Origin of the sequence: Nonomuraea sp. NPDC050478, from assembly GCF_044458265.1 — a bacterium.
Classification (GTDB): Bacteria; Actinomycetota; Actinomycetes; order Streptosporangiales; family Streptosporangiaceae; genus Nonomuraea; species Nonomuraea ferruginea.
This window is the reverse complement of record NZ_JBITHT010000015.1, coordinates 65,037-76,052: the sequence shown is the minus strand read 5'-3', so window position 1 is coordinate 76,052 and position 11,016 is coordinate 65,037. Positions and strand designations below refer to the sequence as shown.

Here is an 11,016-nt window from a genome sequence, read left to right as displayed (position 1 = left end):
TTCGTCATGATGGACGCTCCCCCCGAAGCGTTAAGATGATCTACCTTGACTCATCTACCCATAGTGATCGTTTCCACACTTAGAGTGATACCCCCGCCCTCGGCGAACGTCTCAGTGAGGGCTGGGCCGCACCCGTTCTTCCTCACCGCTGCTGACAGCCCTGGCGCGCTGGTGAGGGCGCGGTATCCGTGCCCGCATGTGAGAAGGCCACCCGCGGTGAAAGCGGACGGCCTTCTGGGAAGCAGGAGCCTCAGCTGTAGGAGTAGGACTGCGCGCTGCAGCCGGTGATGTAGGGCCCGGGGTAGACCTGCTGGGTGGAGCAGCCCCAGGTGGCGGTCAGGGTCGTGGCCGAGGAGGGAATGCTGATCGCCGGTCCGTTGGTCCAGCCGACCTGGTCATATTGGTGACCGCCGCTGCAGATGGCCGACACGCTCACCGAGGTGCTGCCGCCGGGCACGCTGATCGTGAACGACCACGTGTGGTTCGCCGGGTTCGCGACCATCGAGCTGAGGGGCATCGTCACGCCGTACGAAGGAGGCGCGGAGGCGACCGAGACGTACGAGGCGTACCAGTCGCGGGTGTCGCCGGAGTAGTTGACGTTGAGGCAGTCCACCGTGGCGTTGAGCGTCAGGGTTGAGGCGGCGGCGGGCTGCTGCATGGTCACGACCATCGCGGCGGTGGTGGCCAGCATCACGCCGGCCGTCAGTGCCCGGCGGATCAGGTTGCCAGCGATCATGGAGTCCCTTTCTTCGCGCCGTTGACTGTGGAGATTCGCCAGAGCCGCCGGCCTCGCCGTCCGCCAGGGGCGCCGCCCTGATCGGGGTGAGGCGGACGCGCACGTCGGTGAGGCCGGTCGGGTGTCGAGGGGAGGATCACACAATGGGTACGAACTGGACAGACCCATACAAGGGACCGAGCTCCGAAACAAGCGGTGAATCGCGGTTCCGTACGGCCCGTAAAAGGGCGGCGATATCGTCCCATGGATCAACAGGCTGGTCGCAGGCCATGTGACGCCATGCGATGTGGCGGTCGTACCCGCGTCATCACAGTCGTCCGCGCGGCGGTGTTCGTGAAACTTTCCACACGGGGACGCCTGGCAGCGAGCTGTCGAAGCTCGCGGTCCGGGAGCGCCCCAATGGTGATCTACGATGTAAAGGCATGGCCAAGGAGCGTTTGCTGATCATCACAAGGTAGTCACAATCCGTGCCCGAACTCCAACCCCCCAGGCATCAGGACGCGTCGTCCTGAGGGACGAAGGGGTGAGGGAAATGAGCAGCGGCCAACCCGGATACGCCGTCATCGACGTGGAGACCACGGGCCTGCGCCCGTCGTGGCACGACCGGATCGTCGAGGTCGGCGTCGTGCTGCTCGACCCGCGCGGACTCGTCACCGGCGAATGGAGCACCCTGGTCAACCCCGAACGCGACCTGGGACCGCAGCGCATCCGCGGCCTCACCGCCGCCGGCGTCCGCCACGCGCCGACCCTCAAGGAGATCGCCGGGAGTCTCGCCGGCGATCCTGCGGATCGAGCGTAGGCCCGAACCTTTGGTGCGCGGCCGCCGCACCTACCAGGAACTGGTCGAGTTGGGCTTCAGCGGGCTCGGCGGCTCGGTGCGCGCCTCGCTAAGGACGCGTCACCGAGGAGTGGACGCCGCTGTGGCGGCGGCCGGCGTGTTTCGTGACGCCGTCGTCGGATACGTTCACCCAGACCGATGGATCGCGCTGTGGCAGCGCCTGTACTGGTGACCCGCCCTGAATCCTCGGCGCGGTAGCTCTCCAGCGACATCGCCCTTAAGCGGAAGCGATCGCTGTAGCAGCAGACCGGCAAACGCTGTCACATGTCGTCGACATAACCGCCGATGCCGGTGCGCGCCCCGAGAGGTCTTCCGCCGGGCGAGTCTCCGGCTGATCATGATCGCGGCCACGGCAGCGCGATGAGAGCCTGATCCACAACGTCAATCGAAACCCCATGGGGGCACAACCGGTCGATTGCGCCCCCATGGCCGGATCCAATCAAGCCGCCTTCCGCCACCCTGTACAAAAGGCTCGTCGATCCAATGGAATCCGGTCCAGGCTTCCGCCTCCCTTTCCGCCCCTCTGAAGTGGTCGCAGACATCCACCGGCTACTACAAGGCCGGCCTTCGGGAATGGCGCCCTGCTCAAGCAGGCCGACTGGAACGGCACGGAGATCCCCTACACTGCGGCGGACATCACCCGCTACAAAGCGGGGGTCATGCGCGTCTGCGAGGAGGCCGGCCAGATCCGCACCGCCATGCACGCAATGCGTGAGGAGGGCAGTGCATTCCTGGAGGAGATCGCGGCCTTCCTCGACCGCGAGGCCCCGCTGCTCGACCGCGCCAACGAGGCCGACGGTCCGGTCGAGCTGGCTTGGCAGCCCAACACCCAGAAGCGGCGTGACTACGTCCGCACCACCAGCGCGCACAGCGCCCCGCTCATCGCCCGCGCCTTCACCAGCAACCACTCCGCGGATGCCCGACGTGGCTGACCGGGTCTATCTGCGGCACTCCACCGACAAGCAGACCGACGCGCGCCAGCGGCACGCTCTCGCCGGCCTGATGGCCGCAGGCGCCCCGGTCTACGAAGACCCCGCCACCTCCAGCCGGCAACTCTCCCTCGATCGCGCGGGCTTCACCACGCTGCTGCACGAGGCCGCCGTCGGCGACACCATCCGCATCGCCGACGCCGCCCGCCTGTTCCGCTCCGTCTCCGACATCCTCGCCCTGCGCCCGGTACTCATCCGCCGGAGCCTCCACCTGCGCGTCGAATCCGGACTGTTGCCCGGCATCGATCTGGCCAGCGACGACCCCGGCACCAAAATGATGGTCTCCGTCCTAGCAGCCGTGCTGGAGTTCCAGCGCGACATGATCGGCGAGAACACCCGCGAAGGCGTCGCCGCCGCCATTGCCATGCTCGTGGGCGCCCACCCTGGCCGGCGGACCGTGGTGAGCGGCACTCGTGGGACCAACCGCTTGCTGGGCTCGTGACTCAGCGGTAGAGGTCGGCGACGGCCGCCAGTACCTGCTGGCGGGCGGTGCTCGCGGAGGTAACGCCGGTGAGCACGTAGGCGGCGAGCCCTTCGGCCAGCGCCACCAGGGCCAGCGCCGTGACGTGTGGGTCGAGGGCGGCGGGGATGTGTCCGGCCTGCTGGTCGCAGGCGATGAAGTCGGCCATCTGGCGGTGGAAGTCGGCGTACAGGACGCGCAGCCGGGCCGCGATGGCCTCCTCGGCGAAGGCGAAGGCGTGGAAGGACTGCCGCACGCGCATGTGCGCCTCGGTGGCGGCGTCGTACGGGATGAGCTCGCCCAGCACCGTGGTGAGCACCAGGCGCGGCTCGGCGGCCTGCGGGTCGGCGCCGGTCTTGGCGCGGATGCGGGCGCTGGACAGCTCGTTGCCGCGCTCGAAGGCGGCTTCGACGAGTTGCCGCTTGGCCGGGAAGTAGTGCTGGACGCGGCCGGGTGAGATGCCCGCATGGGCGGCGACCTCGGTCAGTGAGACGGCGGCCAGGCCGCGGTCGGCGACGATGGCGAGCACCGCGTCGGCGATTTCGGCGCGTCGCTGCGCGTGGTGCGCTCCCGGTCCCCGGCCCATGGCCCCTCCCACAGTTTTCCGATGTGTCCGCATCGGATTATATGCTGACGTCACGGTAAAGCAATGTGATCGCATCGTCATATGAGGAGGAGGGCGGGTGCCGGTCGTGTTGGCGCTGCTGTGTGCCGCGCAGTTCATGGTGGTGCTGGACGTGTCGGTGGTGAACGTCGCGCTGCCGTCCATCCAGCACGCGCTCGGCTTCGACGCCCGGCACCTGGCGTGGGTGGGCAACGCCTACGCGCTGAGTTTCGGCGCTCTGCTGCTGCTCGGCGGGCGGCTGGCCGACCTGTACGGGCACCGGCGCGTCTTCGCCGCCGGCCTGACGGTGTTCACTGCCGCGAGCCTGGCCGGCGGGCTGGCCGACGCGCCGGGCGCGCTGATCACGGCCCGGGCCTGTCAGGGGGTGGGGGCGGCGGTGCTGGCCCCGGCCACGCTCACGATCTTGACCGCTGTCTTTCCCGAGGGGCCGCGCCGCACCCGCGCGATCGCGATCTGGACGGCGGTGAGCCTGGCCGGCGGCACGGCGGGCAACCTGATCGGCGGGGCGCTGACCGAATACCTGTCCTGGCGGGCGATTCTGCTGATCAACGTGCCGATCGGCCTGGTCTGCCTGACCGCCACCCGCCGGCTGGCCGCCACCCCCGACATGCGCGGCGGGCGGCGGCTGGACGTGCTCGGCGCGGTGCTGGCCACCGCCGCGCTGGCCGGGCTAGCCTACGGCCTGTCGGACGCGCCCGCCGTAGCGTTCGCCGGGGCCGTCCTGCTGGCAGTGTTCGTGCTGGTCGAGGTGCGTGTGGCGCGGGCGCCGCTGATCCCGCCCCGCCTGGTGCGGGCGCGGCCGATCTGGCTGGGCAACATCGCGATGCTGCTGGCCGGGGCGTGCCTGAACCCGATGTGGTACTTCCTGACCCTGTCCCTGCAGCACGTCCTGGGCTACGGGCCGCTGCAGACCGGGCTGGCGTTCCTGCCGCACACCCTGCTGACCATGCTGGTGGGCCTGCGCCTGACGCCATGGCTGATGCGCCGCGCCGACGATCGCGTGCTCATCGTCGCCGGGGCGCTGATCGGCGCAGCCGGCTTCTGGTGGCAGAGCCGCATCGCCCCTGGCCAGGACTACCTGACGGCCATCGCCGGCCCGGCCGTGCTGATCTCGCTCGGCGGCGGCCTACTGAACACGCCGCTGACTGTCACGGTCACCTCGGGCGTCGCCGCAGCCGACGCGGGGGCGGCCTCCGGGCTGATGAACACCGCCAAGCAGATCGGCGGCGCGCTCGGCCTGGCCGCCCTGGTCGCGCTAACGGCGGGGCAGGACGGCGAACGTGCCGGCCCGGCCCGGGCGCCGGAGCTGGCGACTGGCTACGGGCAGGCCTTCGCCACCATCGCCGTGGTGCTGGCCGCCGTCGCCCTCCTGGCGGCCGCGCTGCCGCGACGGCGCGACGCCAGCCAGGTGCCACCCCGACAAAGCGGGGGACTGGCGACCTGAGCGCTGATCGAGCCGTCCCCTCTGCCGACCAGCGTGGTTGAGCAGCGACGATGACTCCCAGGCGAAGATCGCTTCCCGAGATGCATGTGGTCGAGCGCTCAGGGGTTCAGCGTGCTCCGTCGGACATGGGGGACCGTTGTGTACGGGTGTGGTTGTTCCAGCCACTCGCTGGTCAGCCTTGCTCCTGCGGTCCGGCCGATGACCGCGAGCATGGCGGCTTGCCGGCCGTAGTCCTCGTCGCGTTCCTCGAAGTCGACGGTCCGTTTGGCCTTGACCCGAGGTCAAGGCGGATGCTGACCGCATGACGCATTCACACGTTTCCTCATGGGCCGGCATGGTGCCCGTCGACGACACGGCCCTGGCGGTCACCGATACCCCCGGCCCCGGTCAAGCCGTCGTGTATCTCAACGGCTCCTATGCGAGCCAGCGCTCCTGGCGGCGGGTGATCGCCGAACTCGGCCCCCGGTGGCGACACCTCACCTACGACGAGCGCGCCCGCGGCAAGTCGAAGCGGTCGGCCGACTACTCCTTCGAGGGCTGTCTGCGCGACGTCGACGCGGTCCTCAAGGCGACCGGGGTGGAGCGGCCGCTGCTGGTCGGCTGGTCCTATGGTGCGGCGCTGGCGGTGCACTGGGCCGATCGCAACCCCGACCGGATCGCCGGGGCTGGTCTCGGTCGACGGCGCGGTCCCCTGGGGGCTGACCGGTGAGGAGAACCGGGAGCGGATCCGGCGCGCGTTTCGCAGGATGCGGCTGGGGCTGCCGCTCGCGCGCCCCTTCGGCCTGGCCGCCTCGATGAGTGCCGCTCAGCACGCGCAGGTCAACATCGAGATCAACGAGGTGTGCGCCGCCCTCGAACCCGTTTTGGACCGGCTGTCCTGCCCGGTGCGCTATATCCTGGCTTCCGGAGCCAACCTCGGCGGCGGTGCGGAGGAGATGGAGGAGATGCGCGCCTCTCTCGATCCGGTGGTCCGCCGCAACCCCAACCTGCGGGTCAGCACCAAAGTCGAGAGCAACCACACCCAGATCCTGCGCAAGGACTTCCGAGCGATCGCCGCCGCGGTGCGGGAGACCGCCGCCGCGCAGGCGCGAAAGGATCACTGAGCCCATGGCCGCAGGGGTGACCATCGGCCAGGCGGCCGCGTTCGCCGGCATCACGATCAAAACTGCGGCACTACCACAAGCTCGGACTGGTGGAGGAGCCCGCGCGCGACAGCTCGGGGTACCGACGCTACGGCTCGGCCGAGCTGTTGAGACTGGTGCAGGTCAAAACGCTCGCCGGCGCCGGGGTGCCGCTGGCCGACATCGGCCCGCTGCTGGACTGCGACGCCGCGCCGTTCGCCGCGGCGCTCGCCGACGTCGAGCAGCGCCTCACCGCCCGGATCGCCGCGTTGGCCGCACAGAGGGACATGCTCAACCGGCTCACCAGCGGCGACTGGACCTTGCTGCCCGACCGCGCCGTGGCGATGCTGGAGGCAATGCCGACCCTCGGCTTCACCCCCGAGGACGTACGCACCGCCCGGGAATCCTTCGTCCTGGCCAAGGCCCTGGTCCCCGAAAGCTTCGAGGACTACCTCGCCGACATCGAACACGCGCTGGGCAACCCCCGCTTCGTGGAGCTGACCAAGCGCAGCGCCGAAGTCATCGGCTGGGCACCGGATGATCCCCGCGTTGAGGAACTGGCCACCGGCATGGCCGAGCACTACCTCGCCCACCCCGACCACCTCAGGATCGTGACCGGTCTGCAAGCCCATACCGAGACCGCGACCCGCTACCGGTTGATCGCCCACCACGGCGAAGAACGCGACTCCGCCGCGGCCCGCCTGGCCTCGCTCGTTGAAGCGAGGCTCCGCGCCGGCGGTATCGACATCCCCCGACCGGATCGAGGCTGAGACCGACAGGAACTGTCGCAGAGAGCCCGTTCCCCGGCCGCCGCAGCCCGGGGAACGGGCTGAGGAGAGGATCGGTCCAGTCAAAGGGGCGGACTCACCAGACTTGGACCCGAGACACAGGCGACGTAGCACCAAAATCCAGTCTGCCCCTCCCCGGAGGCCTCCCGGTCAAGGATGAGGACGCCGGCCGGCTGTCCCCGCTCGGTCACGCCCATCTCGACGTCCTGGGCCGCTACTCCATCTCCTCCTCCGCACCGGCCGAAGGCCTGCGGCAGTTCGGCGAGATCCCTGACCTTCCCGACGGCGGGGGTGGCCGGGGAGGGGGTGCAGAACCCAGGCTTGAGGTGGGGCATGGGGCCGTCCCGATGCCCCGGTGTTCACGGCCGCGGCGCCCGGCCTGCGGCCGGGCCGGCGATCAGCGAATCTCCCACCAGGTCAGGTTGGCGGCCGCCTGGGACGTCGGCTCGATGATCTCCCATGCCTCGGTGATCAGACCGTCGTCGAGCCGCCAGATGTCGACGACCGTGATCTCCGGCCCGTCAGCGGGCAGCTGACGCCTGGAATGCATCACGACATGATCGCCGTCGGCCAGCACGTGCTGGATCTCGATCTGCATGCCGGCGAGCGGGACGAGCGCGGCGCCCACGGCGGCCAGCCATTCCGACTTCGTCTTGGAGGTCGCGTCCGGGCGGTGATGGAGGAAGTCGTCGCTCAGCAACGGCGCGAGCGCGTCGACGTCGCCGGTCGCGACCAGTGCGGTCAGCGCCTGCTGGACGATGCTCTTGTTGCCGTGGGTCATGTTCTGCGTAGTCACGGGCCGCAATGTTTCCGACGTCCGGGACATTTGTCGATGAAATGCCATTTCATGGCATTCGGGTGCTCGATGAGTAGCATCGTCGTCCATGCACACCGTGGGGGAACTGCTGCGGCAGTGGCGGCATCGCCGGCGCCTCAGCCAGCTGGATCTCGCGATCGCCGCTGAGGTGTCGGCTCGTCACGTCAGCCTGGTGGAGACCGGCAAGTCCCGCCCGAGCGCCGAGATGATCCTGCGACTGGCCGAGCAGCTCGACGTGCCGTTGCGAGAGCGTAACCGGCTGCTGCTGGCTGCCGGCTTCGCGCCCCGCTATGCCGAACGGCCGCTCGATCAGGAGTCGTTGTCGGCGGCCTGGGACGCGATCGAACGGGTGCTGCGCGCGCATGAGCCGTATCCGGCGCTGGCCATCGATCGCCGGTGGGACATCGTGATGAGCAATCGCGCCATCGACCCGTTCCTCGCCGCCGTCGCCCCCGACCTGCTGGTACCGCCGATCAACATGGTGCGGCTGGGGCTGGACCCGCGCGGGCTCGCGCCGCACATCGTCAACCTGGCTCAGGTGCGTACGCTGCTGCGCATCCGGATCGCACGGCAGCTCGCCACAGCTCCCGACCCTGGACTCACCGCGCTCTACGAGGATTACCTTGCCCCCCATTCGGTGGACGCGAGTCAACCGGTCGAGTCGGAGGTCGCCATCCCGATGATCTTCAGCTTCGGCGGGCGCGAACTGCGGCTGTTCTCGACGACGACCACGTTCGGCACTCCGATGGACATCACCCTGGACGAGGTCGCGATCGAGTCGTACTACCCGACGGACGCCGACAGCGCCGCCTACTTCACCGCACTCGACGCCGGCAGGCAGTCACCTGCCCTCTGACCAGGAAGACGGCGGCTGGAGTGAACGGAGCGCTGTTGGCCGGTGGGACGGTCGTGGCGGTACGCGCCAGGAGGAGACGCGACACGTGAGAACCGCCGGCGCGACGTCGGCCAGGAGCAATAGTCAAGACCTGTGGATCATGAGTTCCTAGGCGGCTGTGGGGACGGGTGATTCCGTCGGGCGTTCGACGAGCTTGCCGTCGATGAAGGTGGCCCCGGCGCGAACCAGGGCGACCAGGTGGGCGCCGTTGACCGCACGCCAGCGCCGCTGGGCGGACTCGATCAGCTTGAAGGCCATGGCCAGGCCGGCTGCGCGGGAGCCGGGGCCCTTGGTGACCTTGGTGCGGTGCCGGACGGTGGCGAACGTCGACTCGATCGGGTTGGTCGTGCGCAGATGCCGCCAGTGCTCGGCCGGGTAGTCGTAGAAGGCCAGCAGCTCCTCGACGTCGCCGGTGATCTTGGCGACGGCCTTGGGGAACTTGGCGCCGTAAGCGGCCTCGAAGGCGGTGACCGCGGCCAGCGCGTGGTCCTTGCTCTCGGCGTTCCAAATCTCGGCCAGGGCCTTCTTCGCGCCCGGGTGGGCCGACTTCGGGAGCGCCCCGAGTACGTTGGCGATCTTGTTAAACCAGCACACTTTGTGCCCTGGCCTGCGGGAACACCTCGGCCAGCGCCGACCAGAAGCCGAGCGCGCCGTCGCCGATGGCGAGCACCGGGGCACGCATGCCGCGCCGGGCGCAGTCCCGCAGCAGGTCGGCCCAGGATTCTGCCGATTCGCGGTAGCCGTCGGTCAGCGCGACAAGCTCCTTGCGACCATCAGCCCGCACCCCGATCAGCACCAGCAGGCAGAGTTTGTGCTCCTCCAGCCGGATGTTGACGTGGAGGCAGCCGCTGCAGGCGATGACCTTCGGTGAGTACTGGCAGCACTGGAAGGAGCGGCGGGAGCGCCTGAAAGACATCCGTGAGAGCACGCTGCTCGGCTACGTCTCCCACTATGAGACGCATATCCGGGGAGTGCTCGAGAACGTGCGGATGGACAAGGTGTTCGTGCCGACCGTCGAGCGGGTGTTCAACCGGATTGATGAGAAGAACGCTGCGCTGCTGGCCGCTCGCAAGTCCGACGATCCAGCGGTCCGCGCTTCGGTGCGAGGCAAGCGGATCACCGGGCCGGTGACCAAGCAGCGGGTGCGCGCGACGATTCGGACGGTGCTCGCGTCGGCTGAGCGAGAACACGTCGTCTCCTTCAACGCCGCGGCGCTGGTGAAACTGGACCCAGGCAAGAAGGCGAAAGGGGTGGTATGGACAGGCGCCCGAGTGCAGGCGTTCAACGCGGCCTACCAGGAGCTGCTGGCAGCCGAGCGCGCGGCGAAGCTCCAGCCGAAGAAGCGGCGGGAGAGATTCAAGATCTGGCTGGCAACGCAGCGCCCTTCACCGGTGATGGTGTGGACGCCCGCTCAGCTGGGTGCATTTCTCGACCACGCTGCCACCGACCGGTTGTACGCGCTCTACCACCTGATCGCCTTCCGAGGCCTGCGCCGAGGTGAGGCGTGCGGCGCCCGATGGGTTGACTGCGACCTGGACGAGGGCACCCTGGCGGTGTCCACGCAACTGACGAACGTCGGCAGGAAGGTGCAGGAGGGGATACCGAAAACGGAGTCGTCCGATGCGATCATCGCACTCGACCGGGGCACGCTGGAGGTGCTGCGCGAGCACCGCGAACGCCAGCTCCAGGAGAGGGCGGCGTTCGGGGCGTCCTGGATCGACGCAGGAAGGATGTTCACCTGGGAAGACGGCTCGGAGCTGAAGCCGGATTGGGTCAGCGACCATTTCGAGCGGCTGGTGTTCGCGGCGGGGGTGCCCCCCATCCGGCTGCACGACCTGCGGCACGGAGCGGCCACGCTGTCGCTGGCGGCAGGGAACGACATGAAGACGACGTCGTCGATGCTGCGCCACTCCAGTCAGTCGATCACTTCCGATATCTACACATCAGTGCTTCCGGAAATAGCGCACGCCGCCGCGGAGGCTAGCGCGGCTCTGGTGCCACGCAGAGCGGTTGCGGAGGAGGTGTCCAGGACTACCGGTCCCCCACGAGGGAAGCAAGATGATCTCGCGCCTGGGTTGGCCCTTTGTTGTCGTTCCTCGGTCGGCGGATCCCGCCAATCACCATCAATGGAGACCGGCACGAACCCGGGACCACCCTCGCACGCGAGGCCGATAGTGGCAGGAACTCGCCGACCGGGTCGCGGAGCGAACCATCCCCGCATGCGTCGGGATCGTCCGCCGTAGCGGACCCATCCCAGCAACGTGATGCGTACCGTCGACGGCCCGTCTCCGGCTCCGGCCGCG

12 protein-coding genes and 1 pseudogene are annotated in these 11,016 nt (G+C 68.9%); 9 read left to right on the top strand and 4 right to left on the bottom strand.

What is annotated here, in order from left to right:
• Window positions 1–250: 250 nt before the first annotated feature.
• Window positions 251–736 carry a hypothetical protein gene (locus ACIBF7_RS44120; RefSeq protein WP_397199806.1) on the bottom strand — a complete coding sequence of 162 codons (486 nt, stop codon included), beginning with the start codon at window positions 734–736 and terminating at the stop codon, window positions 251–253.
• Window positions 737–1,268: 532 nt separating this feature from the next.
• On the opposite strand from ACIBF7_RS44120, the gene ACIBF7_RS44115 reads away from it, so the two are divergent.
• The 3 genes from ACIBF7_RS44115 to ACIBF7_RS44105 all read left to right on the top strand — a co-directional run bounded on the left by ACIBF7_RS44115 (window position 1,269) and on the right by ACIBF7_RS44105 (window position 3,005).
• Entirely contained in the window at window positions 1,269–1,535 is a 267-nt protein-coding gene (locus tag ACIBF7_RS44115) for an exonuclease domain-containing protein (protein WP_397199805.1), read from the top strand.
• 698 nt (window positions 1,536–2,233) lie between these two features.
• Window positions 2,234–2,506, top strand: coding sequence for a hypothetical protein (locus ACIBF7_RS44110; protein WP_271277462.1), 273 nt, complete (start codon window positions 2,234–2,236; stop codon window positions 2,504–2,506).
• Window positions 2,490–3,005, top strand: a complete 516-nt coding sequence (locus tag ACIBF7_RS44105) for a recombinase family protein (protein WP_271277463.1) — start codon at window positions 2,490–2,492, stop codon at window positions 3,003–3,005. The genes ACIBF7_RS44110 and ACIBF7_RS44105 overlap by 17 nt, the downstream gene beginning before the upstream one ends.
• A 1-nt stretch (window position 3,006) precedes the next feature.
• Here ACIBF7_RS44105 and ACIBF7_RS44100 read toward each other — a convergent pair whose 3' ends face one another.
• The gene (locus ACIBF7_RS44100; RefSeq protein ID WP_271277464.1) at window positions 3,007–3,609 is read right to left on the bottom strand and encodes a TetR/AcrR family transcriptional regulator; all 603 of its coding nucleotides are present in this window, start codon (window positions 3,607–3,609) and stop codon (window positions 3,007–3,009) included.
• Window positions 3,610–3,706: 97 nt separating this feature from the next.
• On the opposite strand from ACIBF7_RS44100, the gene ACIBF7_RS44095 reads away from it, so the two are divergent.
• The 4 genes from ACIBF7_RS44095 to ACIBF7_RS44080 all read left to right on the top strand — a co-directional run bounded on the left by ACIBF7_RS44095 (window position 3,707) and on the right by ACIBF7_RS44080 (window position 6,983).
• Window positions 3,707–5,092, top strand: a complete 1,386-nt coding sequence (locus tag ACIBF7_RS44095) for an MFS transporter (protein WP_271277465.1) — start codon at window positions 3,707–3,709, stop codon at window positions 5,090–5,092.
• A gap of 301 nt (window positions 5,093–5,393) precedes the next feature.
• Window positions 5,394–5,801: an alpha/beta fold hydrolase gene (locus ACIBF7_RS44090; RefSeq protein WP_271277466.1), complete on the top strand. Its 408-nt coding sequence runs from the start codon at window positions 5,394–5,396 to the stop codon at window positions 5,799–5,801.
• 37 nt (window positions 5,802–5,838) lie between these two features.
• On the top strand, window positions 5,839–6,195 hold the full coding sequence (locus tag ACIBF7_RS44085; RefSeq protein ID WP_271277467.1) for a hypothetical protein: 357 nt from the start codon (window positions 5,839–5,841) through the stop codon (window positions 6,193–6,195).
• Window positions 6,196–6,257: 62 nt separating this feature from the next.
• Window positions 6,258–6,983 carry a MerR family transcriptional regulator gene (locus ACIBF7_RS44080; protein WP_378525283.1) on the top strand — a complete coding sequence of 242 codons (726 nt, stop codon included), beginning with the start codon at window positions 6,258–6,260 and terminating at the stop codon, window positions 6,981–6,983.
• Window positions 6,984–7,398: 415 nt separating this feature from the next.
• On the opposite strand, the gene ACIBF7_RS44075 is transcribed toward ACIBF7_RS44080, so the two are convergent.
• A complete protein-coding gene (locus ACIBF7_RS44075) occupies window positions 7,399–7,797 on the bottom strand; it encodes a nuclear transport factor 2 family protein (protein ID WP_271277468.1) in 399 nt (132 codons plus the stop codon).
• A gap of 88 nt (window positions 7,798–7,885) precedes the next feature.
• Here ACIBF7_RS44075 and ACIBF7_RS44070 point away from each other — a divergent pair, with 88 nt between their 5' ends.
• Window positions 7,886–8,674, top strand: coding sequence for a helix-turn-helix domain-containing protein (locus ACIBF7_RS44070; protein ID WP_271277469.1), 789 nt, complete (start codon window positions 7,886–7,888; stop codon window positions 8,672–8,674).
• 147 nt (window positions 8,675–8,821) lie between these two features.
• Here the strand turns inward: ACIBF7_RS44070 and ACIBF7_RS44065 are convergent.
• Window positions 8,822–9,554: pseudogene (locus tag ACIBF7_RS44065) on the bottom strand (IS256 family transposase); the annotation flags it as partial.
• Between the two features lie 16 nt (window positions 9,555–9,570).
• Here ACIBF7_RS44065 and ACIBF7_RS44060 point away from each other — a divergent pair.
• A complete protein-coding gene (locus ACIBF7_RS44060; protein WP_271277470.1) occupies window positions 9,571–10,956 on the top strand; it encodes a site-specific integrase in 1,386 nt (461 codons plus the stop codon).
• Window positions 10,957–11,016 lie beyond the last annotated feature (60 nt).